Source organism: Bremerella sp. TYQ1 (assembly GCF_020150455.1).
In the GTDB taxonomy this organism is placed as follows: domain Bacteria; phylum Planctomycetota; class Planctomycetia; order Pirellulales; family Pirellulaceae; genus Bremerella; species Bremerella volcania_A.
The window spans coordinates 2,966,008-2,983,873 of the sequence record NZ_CP083740.1 but is presented as its reverse complement, the minus strand read 5'-3'; the positions used below and the strand labels follow the sequence as shown (position 1 = coordinate 2,983,873).

At 55.0% G+C, this 17,866-nt stretch carries 18 protein-coding genes; 8 read left to right on the top strand and 10 right to left on the bottom strand.

Annotated elements, in window-relative coordinates; translation table 11 throughout:
- Positions 1-112 precede the first annotated feature (112 nt).
- On the top strand, positions 113-1,369 hold the full coding sequence (locus tag LA756_RS11820) for a PQQ-binding-like beta-propeller repeat protein (RefSeq protein WP_224440084.1): 1,257 nt from the start codon (positions 113-115) through the stop codon (positions 1,367-1,369).
- 100 nt (positions 1,370-1,469) lie between these two features.
- Here LA756_RS11820 and LA756_RS11815 read toward each other — a convergent pair whose 3' ends face one another.
- From LA756_RS11815 to LA756_RS11795, 5 genes are all read right to left on the bottom strand, one after another.
- Entirely contained in the window at positions 1,470-2,345 is an 876-nt protein-coding gene (locus LA756_RS11815; RefSeq protein WP_224440083.1) for a DUF1559 domain-containing protein, read from the bottom strand.
- A 73-nt stretch (positions 2,346-2,418) separates the two neighbouring features.
- Positions 2,419-2,823, bottom strand: coding sequence for a carboxypeptidase regulatory-like domain-containing protein (locus LA756_RS11810; protein WP_224440082.1), 405 nt, complete (start codon positions 2,821-2,823; stop codon positions 2,419-2,421).
- 275 nt (positions 2,824-3,098) lie between these two features.
- Complete coding sequence (locus tag LA756_RS11805) at positions 3,099-3,377, bottom strand: DUF4404 family protein (RefSeq protein ID WP_224440081.1); 279 nt, start codon at positions 3,375-3,377, stop codon at positions 3,099-3,101.
- A 146-nt stretch (positions 3,378-3,523) separates the two neighbouring features.
- The gene (locus tag LA756_RS11800) at positions 3,524-4,702 is read right to left on the bottom strand and encodes a trypsin-like peptidase domain-containing protein (RefSeq protein WP_224440080.1); all 1,179 of its coding nucleotides are present in this window, start codon (positions 4,700-4,702) and stop codon (positions 3,524-3,526) included.
- 125 nt (positions 4,703-4,827) lie between these two features.
- Positions 4,828-5,895 (bottom strand): S1C family serine protease, encoded by a 1,068-nt coding sequence (locus tag LA756_RS11795; RefSeq protein ID WP_224440079.1) that lies wholly within the window; start codon positions 5,893-5,895, stop codon positions 4,828-4,830.
- Positions 5,896-6,182: 287 nt separating this feature from the next.
- On the opposite strand from LA756_RS11795, the gene LA756_RS11790 reads away from it, so the two are divergent.
- Entirely contained in the window at positions 6,183-7,049 is an 867-nt protein-coding gene (locus LA756_RS11790; protein ID WP_224440078.1) for an SDR family oxidoreductase, read from the top strand.
- 12 nt (positions 7,050-7,061) lie between these two features.
- Here LA756_RS11790 and LA756_RS11785 read toward each other — a convergent pair whose 3' ends face one another.
- Positions 7,062-7,823: an SDR family oxidoreductase gene (locus LA756_RS11785; RefSeq protein ID WP_224440077.1), complete on the bottom strand. Its 762-nt coding sequence runs from the start codon at positions 7,821-7,823 to the stop codon at positions 7,062-7,064.
- Between the two features lie 120 nt (positions 7,824-7,943).
- Between LA756_RS11785 and LA756_RS11780 the strand changes: the two genes are divergently transcribed.
- The 4 genes from LA756_RS11780 (at position 7,944) to LA756_RS11765 (ending at position 11,809) form a co-directional block, all read left to right on the top strand.
- Positions 7,944-8,366, top strand: a complete 423-nt coding sequence (locus tag LA756_RS11780) for a helix-turn-helix domain-containing protein (RefSeq protein ID WP_224440076.1) — start codon at positions 7,944-7,946, stop codon at positions 8,364-8,366.
- Between the two features lie 257 nt (positions 8,367-8,623).
- Positions 8,624-9,679 (top strand): DUF1559 domain-containing protein, encoded by a 1,056-nt coding sequence (locus tag LA756_RS11775; protein WP_224440075.1) that lies wholly within the window; start codon positions 8,624-8,626, stop codon positions 9,677-9,679.
- Between the two features lie 49 nt (positions 9,680-9,728).
- Positions 9,729-10,205 (top strand): carboxypeptidase-like regulatory domain-containing protein, encoded by a 477-nt coding sequence (locus LA756_RS11770; protein WP_224440074.1) that lies wholly within the window; start codon positions 9,729-9,731, stop codon positions 10,203-10,205.
- Positions 10,206-10,375: 170 nt separating this feature from the next.
- Positions 10,376-11,809, top strand: a complete 1,434-nt coding sequence (locus LA756_RS11765; protein WP_224440073.1) for a sulfatase — start codon at positions 10,376-10,378, stop codon at positions 11,807-11,809.
- An 8-nt stretch (positions 11,810-11,817) separates the two neighbouring features.
- On the opposite strand, the gene LA756_RS11760 is transcribed toward LA756_RS11765, so the two are convergent.
- The 4 genes from LA756_RS11760 to LA756_RS11745 are packed head-to-tail and all read right to left on the bottom strand — an operon-like array spanning position 11,818 to position 15,064.
- On the bottom strand, positions 11,818-12,552 hold the full coding sequence (locus LA756_RS11760; protein WP_224440072.1) for a hypothetical protein: 735 nt from the start codon (positions 12,550-12,552) through the stop codon (positions 11,818-11,820).
- 34 nt (positions 12,553-12,586) lie between these two features.
- Positions 12,587-13,396, bottom strand: a complete 810-nt coding sequence (locus tag LA756_RS11755; protein ID WP_224440071.1) for a hypothetical protein — start codon at positions 13,394-13,396, stop codon at positions 12,587-12,589.
- Positions 13,397-13,435: 39 nt separating this feature from the next.
- A complete protein-coding gene (locus LA756_RS11750; RefSeq protein ID WP_224440070.1) occupies positions 13,436-14,230 on the bottom strand; it encodes a hypothetical protein in 795 nt (264 codons plus the stop codon).
- A gap of 60 nt (positions 14,231-14,290) precedes the next feature.
- Positions 14,291-15,064 (bottom strand): hypothetical protein, encoded by a 774-nt coding sequence (locus tag LA756_RS11745; RefSeq protein ID WP_224440069.1) that lies wholly within the window; start codon positions 15,062-15,064, stop codon positions 14,291-14,293.
- A gap of 169 nt (positions 15,065-15,233) precedes the next feature.
- Here LA756_RS11745 and LA756_RS11740 point away from each other — a divergent pair, with 169 nt between their 5' ends.
- A complete protein-coding gene (locus LA756_RS11740) occupies positions 15,234-16,451 on the top strand; it encodes a hypothetical protein (protein WP_224440068.1) in 1,218 nt (405 codons plus the stop codon).
- 173 nt (positions 16,452-16,624) lie between these two features.
- Positions 16,625-17,839, top strand: a complete 1,215-nt coding sequence (locus LA756_RS11735) for an argininosuccinate synthase (RefSeq protein ID WP_224440067.1) — start codon at positions 16,625-16,627, stop codon at positions 17,837-17,839.
- The last annotated feature ends 27 nt before the right edge of the window (positions 17,840-17,866 follow it).

Below are 17,866 nucleotides of genomic sequence, written 5' to 3'. Positions count from 1 at the left end.
CACTCTTTTACCGGCGAACCCCTTTCTAGCGTGGAAAGTCGCGCCGAAACTGATTACCATCAGAGGCGAAATCTCCTTCCCCTGATCCTGCCTTTTGCTATTCGGTATAGAAATGATGTCGACAAGTCGTGTGCTGCTTGCCGTGGTGATGTTGGGCCTGACGGCTCCTTCCTTATTCGCTCAGGAGTGGACTCGGTTCCGCGGTCCCAATGGAAGTGGTGTGGCTGCCGACGCGAAGATCCCGTCGGCTCCGACCGAGTCTGATTTCAACTGGAAAGTGGAACTGCCTGGCATTGGCCATTCGTCACCGGCCGTCTGGGGCGATCGTCTTTTCCTGATGAGTGCCGACCCCGACTCAGGAATGCGGTACGTGCTGTGCCTGGACGTGACGAGCGGCAAAGCGGTTTGGAAGCGTGAATTCCCTGCCGGCGCAAGTCATGTTCATTCGAAAAGCAGTTACGCTTCGTGCAGTCCCGCCGTTGACGATATGCATGTCTACGTCGCTTGGGCCGACGATCAAGAGACGCGTCTGGTCGCGTTGAATCACGATGGCGAAACGGCCTGGTCGGTCGACTTTGGCCCTTGGGTCAGCCAGCATGGTTTCGGAACGTCGCCGATCATCTTTGAAGACAAAGTCATCATCTCGTTGATGCAATTAGGCGACGAACGCAAGCTGCGCGATCGTCCGATTGGAAACAGCCGTTTGGTTGCCCTCGATCGCAAAACCGGCGACCAACTTTGGGAAACGAAGCGGGACAGCGATGTTGCCGCGTATTCGGTCCCCTGTGTCTACGAAGGGAAAGATGGCAAGAAGCTTTTGGTCTGCAACAGCAGTGCCCACGGTATTGCCGCGCACGATCCAGAAACCGGCGAGCAAGTTTGGGCCGAAAAGGTGTTCAACATGCGAAGTGTTTCTTCGCCCGTGATCGCCGGCGACTTGATTCTTGGTTCCAGCGGTTCCGGAGGGGGTGGCAACACGGTCAGTGCCGTCGATCCTAATAATGGTCAGCCGAAGTTGGCCTGGCGGATGGCGCGTCAAGCGAGCTATGTTCCGACCCCGGTCACGTACGACGACAAAGTTTTCGTTTGGTACGACAAAGGGATCGTCAGTTGTCTCGATGCGAAGACCGGCAAAGTGCTTGGGCAAAAGCGAATTGGAGGCAACTTCTACGGTTCGCCAGTTCGTGTCGGGGATCGCCTGTTCTGCATCTCCGAAGAAGGCATGTTAGTCGTCGTCTCGGCAGACACGAACTTGGAAGTCCTCGGCGAAACGAGCCTGGGCGAAGGAAGCGAGTCGACGCCATCGGTAGCCGGCGGTGTGATGTACCTGCGAACGTACTCGCACTTGATCTCGCTGGGTGGCAAGTAAACGCTGCTCCTTGGGGACGAATGTTACGATCAAAAAAGCCGGACCGCGAAATGCACGCGATCCGGCTTTTTCTGTTCCGGCCCCAGCGAGATAAGTTCGATTAGTATGCCGTATCGATCACTTGGGCATCGTTGCGGATGAGGACTTGAATCCACGTTCCGTCAGGCGAGTCGTCCCAGTCGGTGGTGCCGATCTCGATGGTTTCCGGGATGAAGTGGACGCTGGCGTCAGCGAACGCAAACTGGGCCCCGCCAGGGTGACGACTCGAAAAGCCTGCGTCGCATTTGCCGGTACATCCACTTGGGTCGAGATAAGCGTTGATGAAGTGTTCGTAGCGGTTGCCGAACGAGTGCATCGACTGCCGACCGGCGAGCGTGTCGTTATTGGCTTGAGCCCAAACGGGGAAGCCGTCGTCGCTAGGGTTCGAGTGCCCTTCGGTTTCACCCACCATCAACGAATGGCTTGTGCCGTCGGTGATGTCGCGGAAGCTAACGTCGCTGTTGTCCCAAAACAGTCCGCCTTTGTCGCCGTTCTGGTACGCGCCCCCTTTGTTGCACTGATAGTTGTTGGTCCCGTGGCCGGCAGTGCTTCGCTCCGGAAGCGTTGACGAAGGGCAGCGATACGTATCGATGATTGCTCCGGCTTTATCTTCCGTATTGGCCGAACGTGAATTGCCGAAGTCAGGGCTCAGTTTGTCGTGAATGTTGCCTTGCTCCATGAACGGCAAGATCAACGCGCTCCAAGCATGGTAACGGCTGCTGCCGACTTGGATCCAAGCCGAGGGAAACGAGCCGAACGTATCGTGGTAGTTGTGCATGGCCAAGCCAATTTGCTTCAAGTTGTTGCTGCATTGGCTTCGCCGAGCCGCCTCGCGGGCCTGTTGCACGGCTGGCAGTAGCAGCGCGATCAAGACTCCAATGATGGCGATGACGACCAGCAATTCGACGAGTGTAAAGCCTCGCTTCGATGCGTTCATAAATAGGTCTCCTGAAATTCAGACGATAGAAAGAATGAAGGCGAACTAGGATTTATCGGGAAATCAACGAGCGTTATTTTTTGCCGCTCGTCAGATCGAATTGGAACGTGTTGTCACCATCGGTCGTCACTTCGGCACGCAGCTCGGACCGGCGGTTGTAGCGTGGCGGCAAGCTGACTTTGGCGATGCCTGGGCCGGGGTCAGGATTCGGCGAGACTTGCACGAGATGCTTGCCGATGAGTGCCCCTTGGATTTGCGAAGAATAGCGAAGCGTGAACTGACCATTTTCATCGGTTTGGCCGCGCGAGGATGTCTTCTGTTCTCCTTCCAGCGGCGTGAACAGAACGAACAGCCCAGGGCATGGTTTGCCATCGAGCGTAATCGAGCCGCTGACCGGCTGAATATTGGAAGGGCCACTACAGCCAAACAGTAACGTTACGCCCAACAAAACGTTGAGTGCTAAAAAGCGATGCGTCATGCGAATGGTTTTCTAACGTGATGAGTGCCGCGAAGACTTGGGGCGGTCTTCGCTGCTGAGTCATGGGTGGGGGTGATGCACGATTTCAGCGAAGCAGATTACGCTCTGACGCAATTTCTTTTTCTTTTCCTGGCTACAGGTTTTGCAGTTGCCGGAAGCCTAGAAGCGACAACGATTTACAGATGCACTGAAACAATGCGCAAAAAAAGACCACCTGCGAGATGCAAGTGGTCTACGTAGAAGCAGGCGAGAGGTAATCGACCGAAATGGATCGATTACAGTCCGCTGTTGCCAAGGATATCGGCCAGGTTATTCAAGACTCTCGTCAAGGAAGGGTACGACGTGTCTTCCAATTGCGAGTTGCGTTCGTTGATCGTTTCTCGCAGCGAAGGATGGGAAAGGGCTTCGGTATCTTCGCGGTGCAGGGCATCGCTGATCGATTCCATCACCCCTTCCAGTCGGGCCTTCGTTTCGGTGTCCAGCTCGTCGACTTCACGCAATTCGCGTTGGAGTTCGATGAGCGTTTCCCGGAGTTCGGTCAGTTTATCTTGCATGAGAGTTGGTTTTCAATTTTCGGTTTTCGGTGTTCAGCGGGGATGGACCAATTTTAGGTGAATCTGCTCCGACTGAAAACTGAGCACTGAAAACTGAAGACTCTTGCCAAAACGGAAGATAGCGGAGAGAACCATCCGCTTCTATTTTAATTCGACGTCTCGGACGGAATCCAGCGGGTTTTGCCAGGGGCAAGCTCGGATTCGCCATTTTCAGAAATGACCGGCTTCGCACTCACGCGAGACTGGACAATCTGCTGCTTACCGGTCGCTCCCACGGCGGAAAGCATCTTCGAGACCGACTGAGCCAGTTCGTTGCCAGGGATGGCATACGTGGCCACGCGTCCGGCACGAGCGATGTTCAGCCCCACCACCTGGCCATCCAAGTTCACGATCGGACCGCCGCATTGTTCCGGCTGCAAGTAGCTGTCGTGCTGAAAGACCGAAGGGAAGCCGCTTCGACGCGTGCTCAGTTCGCCACCGAGATGGTTCTGGAATTCGTGACGTGCTTGGTTTGGCCCGGCAACCCATTCGCCGAGAATTACGCTGAGCTGCATTTCTTCTTCGGCACGCTTCAGCTTCACGCGAAGTGAATCGCCTGGTTCAAACGTGCGAACCGTTTCGATCAAGTGCGTGCCGGAGTCGATCGCCATATCGTTCAAGGAGACGATGATGTCTTCGGCAAGGATGCCAGCGTTGGCGGCGGCACTCTTTTCGACCACCATGTCGACGGTCGCTGGGCCAGGATTCCGCGAAAGCATCACGCCGAGCATGGCGTTCTTCATTTCAACAGGACGTGGCGTCAGACCGTAGACGCCGATCGAGATCGGTTCTTCTTCCAACCCAGAACTTGCCAACAAGCTGCCGACAGCCGGCTTGGACGAGTGGGCAATCTCCATGACCGGCAGGTTCTTCGCGTCGATACGGACGAGAGCCAAGTCGTTCTCTTTGTCGATCGCGGCAATTTCGCTGGTCAGGTATTGATCGCCGTTGGCCAACTCAGCCACCAACGGGAACTCGTCACCGTAGGTATTCACCAGGCTGGCTTTTGTCACGATCAGACCACTTGGGTCGACAACGCCGCCCATGGCAATGCGTTTGCCGCCACGCTTCAGTTCGACGGTGGCACGACGTGTATTTCGGACAACAGAATTGAACGCCCCAAGGACTTCGCTGCTGCTACGTTGGTGGACGCGTTTCATGAAACGCATCGCGATGCCATCACTTTCAAAGACTTGCCCAATGGCCGGTGTCGGCGCCAAAAAGGCAATCGACAACGGGGCCACAAGGGCAAGGGATAGCAATGTATTCAAACGAAACCGGGGCATGTGTTCACTCCGTTGTTTCGTCGAAAGTTGGTACGGTATTGAGGGACGAATAGATCTTCCCCGCTTGCTCTAGTTCTCCAGGCAAGTTCGTGGCTGTAGTGAGCCTGTCTCTTCCCAGGATTACTCTAGTTCCGGTCCAACTCGCGACGATCTGCAAGTTCAACTTCAAGAGTAATAACGTTGCCCGAGCTGCGCCGTATCCGTACCTTAATGCGATCGCCCGGAGAGTACTGATTGACCATCAGTTTCAAGTCGTCGAAGGAGTTGATCTTGCGATCGTTGAGATTCAAGATCTCGTCTCCTTCCTGGATTCCCGCTGTTGCTGCCGGGGAATCTGGGGTGACGCGTGTGACAACGACATCCTGTCGGTCAGAATCACAACGTACACCTAAATAAGGTTGCGTTCCACCAATTCGTCCCCAAACCTCCGACTTTTTCAGTCGGTCGATCGTTTCGAGGTACTGCGTGGAAGGAACGTGTAAGTTGGCCGTGATGCGGTTGCCGATGCGGCTGTTGATGCCGATCACGTTGCCTTGAATGTCGAGTAGTGGCCCACCGCTGTCGCCGCCCACGAGGGTGGCGTCGGTGGCAATGACGTCTCGGCTGGAAGCCAACACGCGGCCCAAACGAAGCGCTGGCTTGCGGTCTTTCACAATCCCGCCGGCATGTCCCATCACCAAAACCCATTCCCCTTCGCGAAGGCCGGTCGATTGGCGAATCGGTCGATAGGGATACTTGCCGGGCGTGGTGATTTGGATGGCTCCTGAGTCGATACTGCGGTCCATCCCCAAGGTGATTCCTTTGACGCGACTTCCATCGTTCAAAATAACGGTGACTTCGCGGCCGGGTGAACCAATCACGTGACCGGCGGTGAGGATCAAACCATCTTCGCTGACGATCACACCGCTTCCTTGAGCGGCCCCCACGATCACACCCACGGTGGCTTCGAGGGCAGACTTAGTGACTTGTTGAATCTGCTGTTCCATCGAACGCAGATCTGCGACGTTGTCCGGGGCGTCGCCGGTTAAAATCTCGGCGAAGTGTGCGGTGCGTTGAATCTGGGGATTGGCGTTATCTTGTGCGTTGGCCATCAAAGGCAAACACAAGATCAAACCACAGACGATCAGAAATTTTCGGAAGGAAGCTGCCACGCTGCCAGGAAGATAAGAGGAGGGGAGGATCCGATGTTTCATGATATGCCCTTTGAGGATTCATACTGCCAACCTCGAATACGCTCGGATCGCATCCGGGTTCGGTCTTATTCTAGGAATCCGATCAAGAGTTTGTCACGCTCTTGGTCACTAGCACCTGAGGCGGGGCCGTCCTCACGGGGCGTTGCTATCACCGCATTCCATTTCCATAGTAGTCAACCCCGGCGCGCTTTGGTAGTGTCGCCGCGGAATTGATAGAATTGTCAGAAGCACTAAGCACATCAAGGTTTAACGCTTGTGCGGACTAGTCAAAATGTCGAAGGGAAACCATGGATTCACGCTCGCGAATGATCGTCGGATGTGGCTATGTCGGAAAGCCACTCGCCGCCAAATGGCATGCTTTGGGGGATGTGGTTTTCCCTACGACACGTTCTCAAGATCGAGCCCGACAGTTTGAACAGCAGGGTTGGCAGCCCATTTTGGCCGATGTGACCCACCCGGAAACTTTGCGCCAATTGCCTGAAGCGGACACGGTCGTGTTTGCCGTAGGGTACGACTCGGACAGCGGGGCTTCCCGCGAAGATGTCTATGCGGAAGGGCTGAAAAATGTCCTCGAACATCTTTCCGAAGCGACTCGGCGATTGGTTTTCGTCAGCACGACCGGCGTTTATGGCGATGCCGATGGCCAGACGGTCGATGAAGAGACCCCCTGCGAACCTGCGAGAGCCGGTGGCAAAGCATTTTTGAAGGCAGAGCAGTATTTGCGCAATCACCCGGTTTGGTCGCAGCGAAGCATCACGCTACGGATGGCAGGCATCTACGGACCTCAGCGGATTCCCCGATCGGCCGATATCGAAGCAGGCAAACCAATCCCTGCGCCTGGGGGTGGAGCATTAAACCTGATTCATGTCGACGATGCGGTTCAGGCGATTTGCTTGGCCGCCGATGCCGAGAACTTTTCTCCTTTATATATTGTCAGCGATGGCAGTCCGGTCGATCGCCGCGATTACTACCGCGAAGTGGCCCGGCTGCTCGATGCCCCGGAGCCAACGTTTGAAGACCCGGAAGCGGACTCGCCTGCGGCCCAGCGTGCGAAGTCAGACCGCAAGATGAGTAACGCCCGTCTCGTGACCGAGTTGGGTTTTCAGCCAACGCATGCCAGTTACCGGGACGGTCTGGCCGCAATCCTGCGTTAAGGCAACAAGCGGTTACCCGTGGCTCATCGCGCAGAGTTGAGCGAACACCTCGTCGAAATTTCCATTGGTTTCGGCGTTGCGAAGCGGCAAGGCATTTTCGACAAGGATCTCGCCGCGTAGCGGACCCGCCTCGAGAATCTGCATCGTCTCTTGAATGAATGCGTCGAGCGGCATCGCGCGGGGATCGCTCGCTTGCTGTTCGCTCATCAACTCGGTTTGCACGTACGGCGGAGCAAGCTCCAAGACTTCGACGGAGGTTTCCTTCAGTTGCTCTCGGAGCGAGATCGCGTACGAATGGATAGCCGCTTTGGTTGCGCAGTAGGTTGGTGTCAGCGGCAACGGAGTAAATGCCAAGCCTGACGAGACCATCATGACAGTCGATCGTGCTTGCCTTTTGAGGTGCGGAAGCAGCGCGGCCGTTAAGCGAATCGGTCCCAGCAAGTTGGTCGTGATCGTTAGCTCGGCGGTCGAAAGATCGAGCGTATCGGCGGTCAAGTCTTCCGGACGCATGATACCGGCATTGTTGATCAAGACGTTTAAGCTGGGGACTTCGCTGATTACCGTTTCGGCAAAGGCTTGAATCGCTTCTGGCGAGTTAGCATCGAGGGTATAGCTTTTCATGCCGGGGTTGGCGGCCGTCGTTTCGTCGAGCGGTTCTTGTCGTCGTCCGGCGATAATCACTTGGTTGCCGGACGCGTGAAAGGCTTCCGCCAAGCCGCGACCGATGCCGGTTCCTCCGCCGGTGATCAGAATGGTGTTGCCGTTCATTTTCATGGCTATTTCCTTTTCGTCGATTGACAAGTTGTGTCCTCGAAACCAACGATAGGATGGTTGCCATCGAAAAGTAAGAAGGCACCTCAAAGTGCTTTACTTACCTAGCAGTGAGTAATGGAAATGGCCGACAGAAAAACAACATCGTCCTCGCAGCGCACCGAAAAGAATTCGCCAGAGTGGTCGGACATTGACCCCGCGGTGACGGCGTTGGTGAACGATATCATGGCTCGCGTGGCCGACAAGTGGACGCTGTTGGTGCTCGAGGCGTTGGATGAAAACGGGGTCGTGCGCTTCAAGGAACTGAGCCGGCTTGTCGAAGGCATCAGCCAAAAGATGTTGACGCAAACGTTGCGGCAGATGGAATGCGACGGGCTCGTCACGCGGACCATCTATCCGGAAGTTCCGCCACGCGTCGAGTACGAATTGACGCCGCTCGGGTCGAGCCTGGGCGAGGCATTTTGCGGCGTATGGAAGTGGGCCGAGACGCATTGCGCTGAAATCGAAGCGGCACGAAAGCGATTTGCTGCAAAGCACGATTCTTAACATTCGTCGTGTCATTCGACCAAGTTCAGACGGTTTTCGGCGATCTCTCAGGCCGTCTGATCGGTGCTTTCTTTGAATGTTAAGCGGCAATGAAGGAAACCGGGAAAGTGTCAGGCAAGACGACTTAAATCGTCATCGGAAAACGATTCTATCTCACGATAATTTCGGAAGGTCCAACGCACTGCGTCGCAGGGCCGCTCTTAAACAAGTAGCGATTTGTTTCCGAAATCATTCTAGATCGTCCTGAGGAGAGTATCGTGAGTTCTCGTACGCGAGCCGGTTTTACGTTGGTCGAGTTATTGGTGGTGATCGCCATTATCGGTGTGCTTGTATCGCTTCTGTTGCCGGCCGTGCAGCAGGCTCGGGAAGCGGCTCGCCGGATGCAGTGCACCAACAACATGAAGCAATTGGTGTTGGCCACGCATAACTATCACGACACGTTCGCCACGTTGCCCCCGTTCGGCATGGGCGGCACAGTGACGTACGACTACTCGCCGCACGTGATGCTGCTTCCGTTCTTCGAGCAGCAAGCTCGTTACGACATCCTCGCCGCGACTGGGTTCAACATCGAACCGTGGGATTCTTCGCCTGCTTGGGACGGAGTGATCGACGCACTCGTTTGTCCTTCCGATGCCAACAATATCTCGCCGGACGGAATCGCAACGACGAACTACTGCTTCTCCGAAGGGGATCGCCTGATGGAGTATTACAACAGTGCGGCCAATACTCGCTCGGCGTTTCCGGTACATCGCTCGCATCAGTCGGCCAAAGCGGCGTTTCGTGATGTGACCGACGGGCTGAGTAATACGATCGTCATGAGCGAACGCTGTGCGAGTGCCAATGCCAACGGACAGCCATTTAACAAGATTAAAGGGGGCATCTTGCTGAACGTGCAAACCTGGTACGACGGACCGCAAACTTGCATGACGTATCGTGGTAGCAATGGTCAGTACAACATCTCGATGTCTGGCCGCAGCGGCACACCATCGCCGGTCGGCGGACAAGGCTGGAGCTTCTCTTACTGGGGCTTCAATGTTTGCCGCTTCCAAACGATTCTGCCGCCCAACGGGCCATCCTGCTCGTACAACACCTCGAATCCCGCGGCCGAAGCGAATTTGATGCCGCCGACCAGTTACCATCCCGGCGGCGTTGTCTGCGGCATGGGGGATGGCGCCGTGCGATTTGTCACCGACACCGTCGACACCGGCGATCTTTCGGTGCTTGCCAAAGACGTGACCAGCGGTCCTTCGCCGTATGGTGTGTGGGGCGCGCTGGGTTCGATCAACGGTGGCGAAGTGAACCAGCAGTTCTAAGTGGTTTGTGTCACGATCATGCATCTGATTTTTACTGGAGATCATTTCGATGTCGATTCCATATCCACTGACGAACCGTGCCGCAATGCTGTTGCTGCTCCTTGGCGTCGCTGCTTTCGTTGGCTGCGGACAAGAACGCTTGCCAGGCTTGGTGCCTGCTTCCGGCATCGTTACCTATCAAGGCGATCCAATCGCCGATGCCTGGGTAACGTTTGTTCCTTCGCAACCAGGCAGCAGTCAGCGAGCCGCTTCGAGTGTTACCGATGGGCAAGGGCATTTCACGATGACCACGCTCGACCCTGAAGACGGTGTTGTGCCGGGCGAATACTTCGTCAAGATCTCGAAGAAAGTCGATTCGACCGACAACTCGAAAGCGGACATCGATGCCGGAAGAGCGAAGCCGAAGAACAACACGCGGCACATTCAGTATGTGATTCCGCAGAAATACGAGCAGCCGGAAGAGTCCGGGCTGGTCGTTCAAATTGAATCGCAAGGCAACCAGGCCATCGAGTTTCATCTCGACTAGCGGGGTTGCTTTTTCGTGCCTCGACTGATGGGACCACACGATTAACGGGACGATGCTGGGTGCCCTGGTCCCATCAGTCTTTTTTCTTGCTGGGTACGAATTCGCGCCGATCTTAGGTATGCTGGAAGCTTCGCTTGCCGAGATTCCTGCCCGCCGAAGGACGTTCTGCCATGATTCGTATTGCCGCATTGATGCTTGTTGTCGGCTTTGCTTCGTTAAGCCAAGCCGCTGAGAAACCGATGAACGTGCTGTTCATCATTTCGGACGATCTAACGCCGACAGCTCTTTCGTGCTATGGCAATCAGGTCAGCAAGACACCGAACATCGATCGGCTGGCGAGTCAGGGAACCCGGTTCACGCACGCTTATTGCAATGCGACGTACTGCGGTCCGAGTCGGGCCTCGTTTCTTTCTGGCTATTATCCGCACGCGACTGGAGTGTTCGGCTACGTGAGCCCTCGCCCAAAGATCGGCGATCGTGCGATGTGGCCGCAGCATTTCAAGGACAACGGTTATTACACGGCTCGCGTGAGCAAGATCTTTCACATGGGCGTGCCTGGCGGGATTGAAGATGGCGGAAACGGCGCCGACGATCCTGCATGTTGGGTCGACCGCTTCAACAGCCCCGGCCCAGAATGGAAGGCGCCCGGCGATGGCGAAACCTTGGAACGCAATCCCGATGGCAAGCGGCCGGTGGTGGGTGGCAATACGTTTGTTGTGGTCGAAGCGGATGGCGATGATCAGGTACACAGCGACGGCAAGACGGCCGCCAAAGCAGTCGAGTTGATCGAGCAGCACGCGAATGGAGAAAAGCCATTCTTCCTGGCCGTTGGTTTTGTGCGCCCGCACGTTCCGTTTGTTGCTCCACGAAAGTACATGGAACCCTACAAGCCGTACGCCGATCGCGAGCTTCCACTCAAGATCGACGGCGACTGGGACGACATTCCGCGGATGGGCATTAACTATAAGACCAGCAAAAACATGCAGATGGATATCCGCCGGCAGAAGAAGGCGGTCGGTGGGTATTACGGAGCGGTCGCATTTCTCGACGCTCAAGTTGGCAAAGTGCTTGATGCGTTGGAAGCAAGTGGTCAGGCCGACAACACGATTGTCATCTTTACCAGCGATCATGGTTTTCACCTGGGCGAACACGACTTCTGGGCGAAGGTGAGCCTGCACGAGGAATCGGCCAGCGTTCCGTTGATTATTAAAGTACCGGGCAAAGAGCCAGCCGTTTGTGATTCGTTGACGCAGCTGTTGGATCTTTATCCCACCACGGCCGCGTTGTGTGGCTTGCAAGTGCCTGAGCGGCTGCAAGGGAAAGACATCACGCCGATGCTAAGCGACCCTACGCAAAGCGTGCATGATGCCGTGTTGAATGTCTCGCCGATGCAGAAAGGTTTCTTATTGCGGACCGATCGCTGGGCGTTCATTCAGTACAAGGAAGATGCCTCCGGCGGCGTGGAACTGTTCGACATGGAAAACGATCCAAAGCAGTTCAACAATCTGGCCACCGATCCGAAATATGCCGACCTGGTAGCGAAGTTCCAGCAGCAACTGACGGAGAAGTTGAGCGAGCTACGCGAGAACGATCTCGGTCTGTAAGTCGCACGTTACATCTGTAAGAAATAGGTGCGATAGACAATGTCCAACAGTGGCAGCACCATGATCAATACCAAGCCAAGGTAATGGTAGTTGTCTCGAGTAGTTTGTTGGCGGATGTCTTGCTGAATTCCCAGTACTGTGATGAACAGGACGGCAGCGTTGAGCAAGAAGATGATTGTGTTCAGGACATCCAGCGAATACCACGGAACGTAATAGTTGACTGTGCCGATGTCGCCCATTGATGAGTAGTAGTTCTGTAGATATAGCGACAATAGTTTTGCGGCCAGATCTACCGGGAAAATTACGACAACGGTCCATGCGTGAACCTTCCATATCTTCGCTTCCTTTGAAGTCGTCGCGAAAACACCGAGGATCAGCGGAATTAAAATCCAGGGAACAAACCAAGCGACCGATTCCGTGATCAACGCCAAGTATGCGATCAGCCGCCAATGCCCGGGCATAAGTTTTGATAGGTTTTGCTCGTAGATGCTATGGATGAGTACGACCAGACCCAAGCTGTAGATCAGGCCATAGCAAAGATCGATCGGTACCCAAAACAGTCGGGCCAGTACGGAGTAGTTTGCATCGGTATAAAATGAAATGGATGAAATGAAGTTAACGGTGTTCCCGGCGATCAATCCAGCGACAAGCAGTCCGAAGCTTGGCAATTGAGAGTTCGTCGCGACGTTGATATCTTCCGGGCCGGGCGATTGAAACGGATTGTTTTCAGGTAAGTCAGGCACGATCTCAAATCTTTTGTCGGCAGCCTAAAAGGTTCTAAAGTCGAAGTAAGAGCGTGCCCAAGAGCGGCAGCAGGACGATCTGTATCGCGACTGCTGCGATGCCGAGGTAGTGATAGGTATCGCGTCGGCGTCGGGTTTTTAGATCGAATCCGTAGCCCAGCAGGAACGCCCCGAACGATACGAACCGGCATAGGCCGATTACCGTTGAGGTGGCTCCGGAGAATGCTTCGTAAGAGCTTTGGGATAAGTCTTGCAACGTCAGGAATACGATGCCAGATAGTGTCATGTTAAACGCAAGCAGCAGCTGAGCCCAGGCAAAGACTTTCCAGGTTTTGGTTTCTTCGGTCGAACATAAAACGGCTAAGTAGAACGCGAAGATTATCGCGTAGGCGATGCTCGAGATGATCAGGCCAGACGCGACGATCGGAAGTATCAAGCCGCGGACGCTATAATCGCCGCTGAAGTCGATCTCGGAAAGGAAAATGCTGTATATCAAGGCCGCAATCGTGACAGGGGTCGTCGCGATCAGGCACCAATGCCCAGGCATCAGCTTGCCAAATAGGTTGCGACGAATTGCGTCTACGAAAACGGCCAGACCCAAGCCGACGATCACGCCCTGAATTAAATCGGGCAGTTTCAAGAGGGCTCTTTCCGGATGCAGAAATTCCTCGATATCCACGAAGACTTGGGCCAGGACGCCAAGCAATATGCCTGCCCAGATGGTCGACTTATCCGGCTTAATTTCATGCGGGCTGGCAACACGTGTATCTTGTTCGGTCGATGCTTCCGGCGATTGATACGGATTGTTGGAGGTCGCCGATTCGTCGGAGTCGTGGCTGCTCATGCAGTGCATTCTAAGCTTGGGATGCGGTTGAAGAATTTGCTAGACGTCTTCCCAGCTTGCGCCAGGGAACAGCATACCGCCAACGACCAATGTCCAGATGACTTTGGCGATCGGTAGGACCATTACCAGCCCAATGCCGAGGTAGTGATAAAAGTCTCGACGGACTTTGTGTTGTGCATCGGTAATCATGCCCACGATCAACAGAACCAACGCGGCCAGGTTACCCACTTGCGTGAAAAGAGAAACAGCGAGAAACGCGATAAACCAAGGGGAGCCGAAGATGTTCGCACCGGCCGCGGTCGGATCCTCTGCCCCAAGGAAGATGTCCGAAAAGAACAGCACGGTCGCCATCTGCACAAATTCAAAAAAGTAAATGACGACGCATGCCCACGCGTAAGATTTCCAGGTACCTCGTTCGTTGGTCGTCGCTATGAAGATGGCATAGGCAACGAGGGCACCCAGCGAAGGAGCGAAGCTTCCAGCGTAGATGAACCAGGAGGAAAGAAACGCGATCAACCGCCAATGGCCAGGCATCAGCGTCGACCATTGGCGGTACCAGGCCGTGTGAATCAGCATGGCTAGTCCCAAGCTGTAAGCCAAGCCGAAGAATAAATCGGGTATCACCCAAGATAACCTTACGGCCAACGAATAATCTTGATTCAGATAAACGGGGCCTGACGCGGCCAGATTGACGATGCTGACAACCACCAAGCAAATGCCCAGCAGCGTACCGTTGGGAGAGTTTGGATGGGTTGCTTGAGAGGCCTCGAGTTCTATCGGAGATTGAAACGGATTCTCGGGCACCATCGGCTCGGGCAGGCTGCTATTGGTCATGCTGGATGATCTTTACTAAGAGCAACGTGATGGGAGAGGGGGAACGATGTGTCAGCGTCGTTAGAAATAGGCATTGTGCAATGTGACAGCAGTCGCCAATAGCAGCGGCAAGAGATAGGGAACGACAATGCCTACCCAGTGCAGAAGGTCGCGTGGACGTTTTTGGATCAAGTCGAATACCACTCCACAAATTGCCAGGACAAATGCCACGGTGACTAAAAGCATGCCACCGATGCCGAGGACCAGGAGGATTGGTTTCGGAAAATCAGGGATCGCTAACAGGGGCTGCAAAACGAGCATCGCTCCTGCACCGATGAGCGATACATACGCGAACGATTTCCAGAGTTTCGTTTCCTTGGTCGTCAGGACGACCGCTAAGAAAAAAAGTCCCATCAATCCGTAGTAGCCACAAGTGACGTACGTCGAGGTCGTAATCATTGGTGAGCGGTCGGCCAAAAAAAGGGGTTGTCGATCGATAAGCAGGTTGGCCCAAAGAGCGACGAAATAGCAGGCTGTCGTGATCAGTCGCCAATGGCCAGGCAACAAGCAAGAAAACTTTTCCTGGCGAATGGAATCGAGCAGCAGGGCCAAGCCAAGCCCTGCCATGACACCGTAGGCGGTGTGGAGAATGAGAAACGAGACAGCGGTGATCGACGTCAGAGAGATTTCACCAAGACTTTCCAGTTCCATGGCGACCCCAGCCGCAAGTCCCAGTGCCGCTCCACACCAGGCAATGATCGGCCGGATATGAAAGCGATCGTCCGAGGGGACATCTGGAGGCGTGTTGCCATTCGGCGAATTGGTTTCCGGCGGGGATTCCGCGAATTCGTTCATGGGCGCTGAAGTCTTTTCTAGACAGGATTACGACGTCACACCCAGCCACGATCTGGGGCCTCACAACTTAGCATAAATATTCGGCGCATTCGAAACCAATTTCTTCGACCCTGCCTGTTCGATTTGATAGGTTACAGGAATGAACGATACTTAAAAAAAGAGGTGTGTCATGCGATCTCGTTGGATCACGGCCGTTCTTGCGTTTGTTTTTCCTTGCGTAGCGATGGCTTGCTTGTGGGATGAAGATACGCTGGAGATGGAACGGCAGCAGTATCCCGAAGTACACGAGCTGATTGTGGGGCACTTCGTACGGCATAGCGATGCCTACTATCAATGGAGAATCGGCGACCGAACGACGAAATCGGTCGATCAACGCACCCCGGAAGATTACAACGACATCGCCGTTGCGTATGACAAGTTGGGCGAGCATGACAAAGCAATCGAAACGATTCGCGAAAAGATGGAACGTTGGCCCGACGAAAACGTTTACGAGTCTCAAGCCAATCTGGGCACGTTTCTAATTCACTCTGGCAACTTTGACGAAGGCCTGGTGCACATCGCCAAAGCAATCGAGATCAACCCGGACGCTCACTTCGGCCGAGAGATCTATCAGCAGTTGTTAGTCGAGTACGTGATCGAGCGGCGCGCCGCGGGAGCAAAGCTGCCCCTCATGCATGACACGGAAGAAGTGCACGGCGGCGAGGCAGGCCCTCGCGTGTCGGGCTTCGCAGCTTTCGTCAAACAGCGACGAGGGGACGATGCAGAAGATGGCCTCGACGCCGAATATGCCAGGGCCCTGAAAGGTGTGCTCGGCATGGTGCGTTTCGGCAATCATGATTCGCCTATCCTGATGGAAGCGGTCGGCGATCTGATTTCCGCGACCGAACCGGCTAACTTGCTGGCAGCTCGTGCGTACTATCGTGCTTCATACGAGACGGACGATTCGTTGGCCCGCAGTCGCTACCGCGTGAAAGCGGAAAATGCGGTTGCCAGTCAACAACTTCATCCCAACCATAGGAAGGATGAATTGATCGAAGCGGCGCTGAAAGATGAGCTCGCGCAAGCGGAAGCGTTTGCTTCGCAAATTGCCACAGACGAAGCCAATTGGATTGCCCAGGGAGAGAAAGTGGATGAGCGGTTTCGCGAAAAATACTACGGCAGCCATCAGCTCAACATTCAACGTTCGGAAGGGGTTGCGGACGCAGTCATCGTGCAGTCGCGACCGACCATGCATGTCTACGGCGATTTTGAGTCACAAACGCCTCCAAGTGTTCGACCAGAGGTTCGGCGAGATCTCGGCATGCTGTTGCTTGCCGGCATGATTCTGTTGGTAGGGGGCACGGTTTTCTTCGGGGTGGTCTTTGGAAGAAAGCCGCATCGTCCCTGATTTTGCCTGATTTTCTCGGATGGCATGGCTTGGGGGCATTTTCGCCCCTTGCCACCGCCGACCCCCTGACCGAAAATGAACCTCTTGCCTGAGGCACCTTTCCCCTAGCATAGGGAGCCTGGGCGTGGTTCTTTCTCTAGTTTCGTAGTCCATTCGCTCGCGAGCATCAAAAAATGCCAAGTTGTGTTCTTGCTTACTCTGGGGGTCTTGATACTTCGGTCATCTTGGGATGGCTGCAAGATGAAGGGTATGACGTGCATGCCGTGTACGTCGATTTGGGACAGCCCTGCGAGGACCGCGAGGCCATTCTGCAAAAGGCGAAAGATGGCGGCGCCGTGTCGGCTCGGATTGTCGACGGTCAAGAAGAAATGTGCCGCGACTTCGCATTCCCTGTGCTGCAGTGGCAAGCCAAGTACGAATCGATCTACCTGTTGGGGACGTCGATCGCTCGTCCGTTGATCAGCAAGATCTGCCTGCAAGTCGCCAAAGAAGTAGGAGCCGATGCTTACGCCCACGGTGCGACGGGGAAGGGGAACGATCAGTGCCGCTTCCAGCTGGCCGCGGAAGCATTGGACCCGACCGTCAAAGTGATCGCCCCTTGGCGTATTAAAAAGTTCCGCGATGCGTTCCCTGGCCGAACGGAACTGATTGCTTACTGCAACGAAAAGAACATTCCTGTCAAGGCTTCGACGGCGAAACCTTACAGCAGCGACGAAAACTGTCTGCACATCAGCTACGAAGCTGGCGAGCTGGAAGACTTGACCGTCAACGGTGTCGAACTGGTCGACTTCGGGATGGGCGTTAGTCCGCAGGAAGCTCCTGACAAGCCGGAATTGGTCACCATCAAAGTCGAGAAAGGCGTTCCGACCCACGTCAACGGCGAGAAGTGCTCGGCGTTGGAAGTGGTGAAGAAGCTGAACGAGATCGGCGGACGTAATGGCGTCGGTCGAATCGACATGGTCGAAAACCGTTTCGTCGGTATGAAGAGCCGCGGCGTGTACGAAGCCCCAGGCATGACCATCCTGTACGATGCGTTGCTGAACGTCGAACAACTGACGCTGGACCGAGATCTGATTCACCTGCGTGATCAGCTGAAGCCGATCGTCGCCGAAGATGTGTACAACGGTTTCTGGTACAACGCCAAGCTTGATGCCCTGCTGGCATTCATTAAGAACGCCATGGAAAAGTGCACCGGCGAAGTCACGCTTCAGCTCTATAAGGGCAACATCATCGTCGCCAGCCGCTCCAGCGAATTCAGCCTCTACGACGAAGGCATCGCCACCATGGAAGGGGGCGGCAGCTACAACCAAGACGACGCCGAAGGCTTCCTCCGAATCCAAGGCCTGCCGAGCCGAGTCCAAGGACGCGTCACGCCCCGAGCATATTAATTCGCTTCGCGACTTGAGAACGAAGAC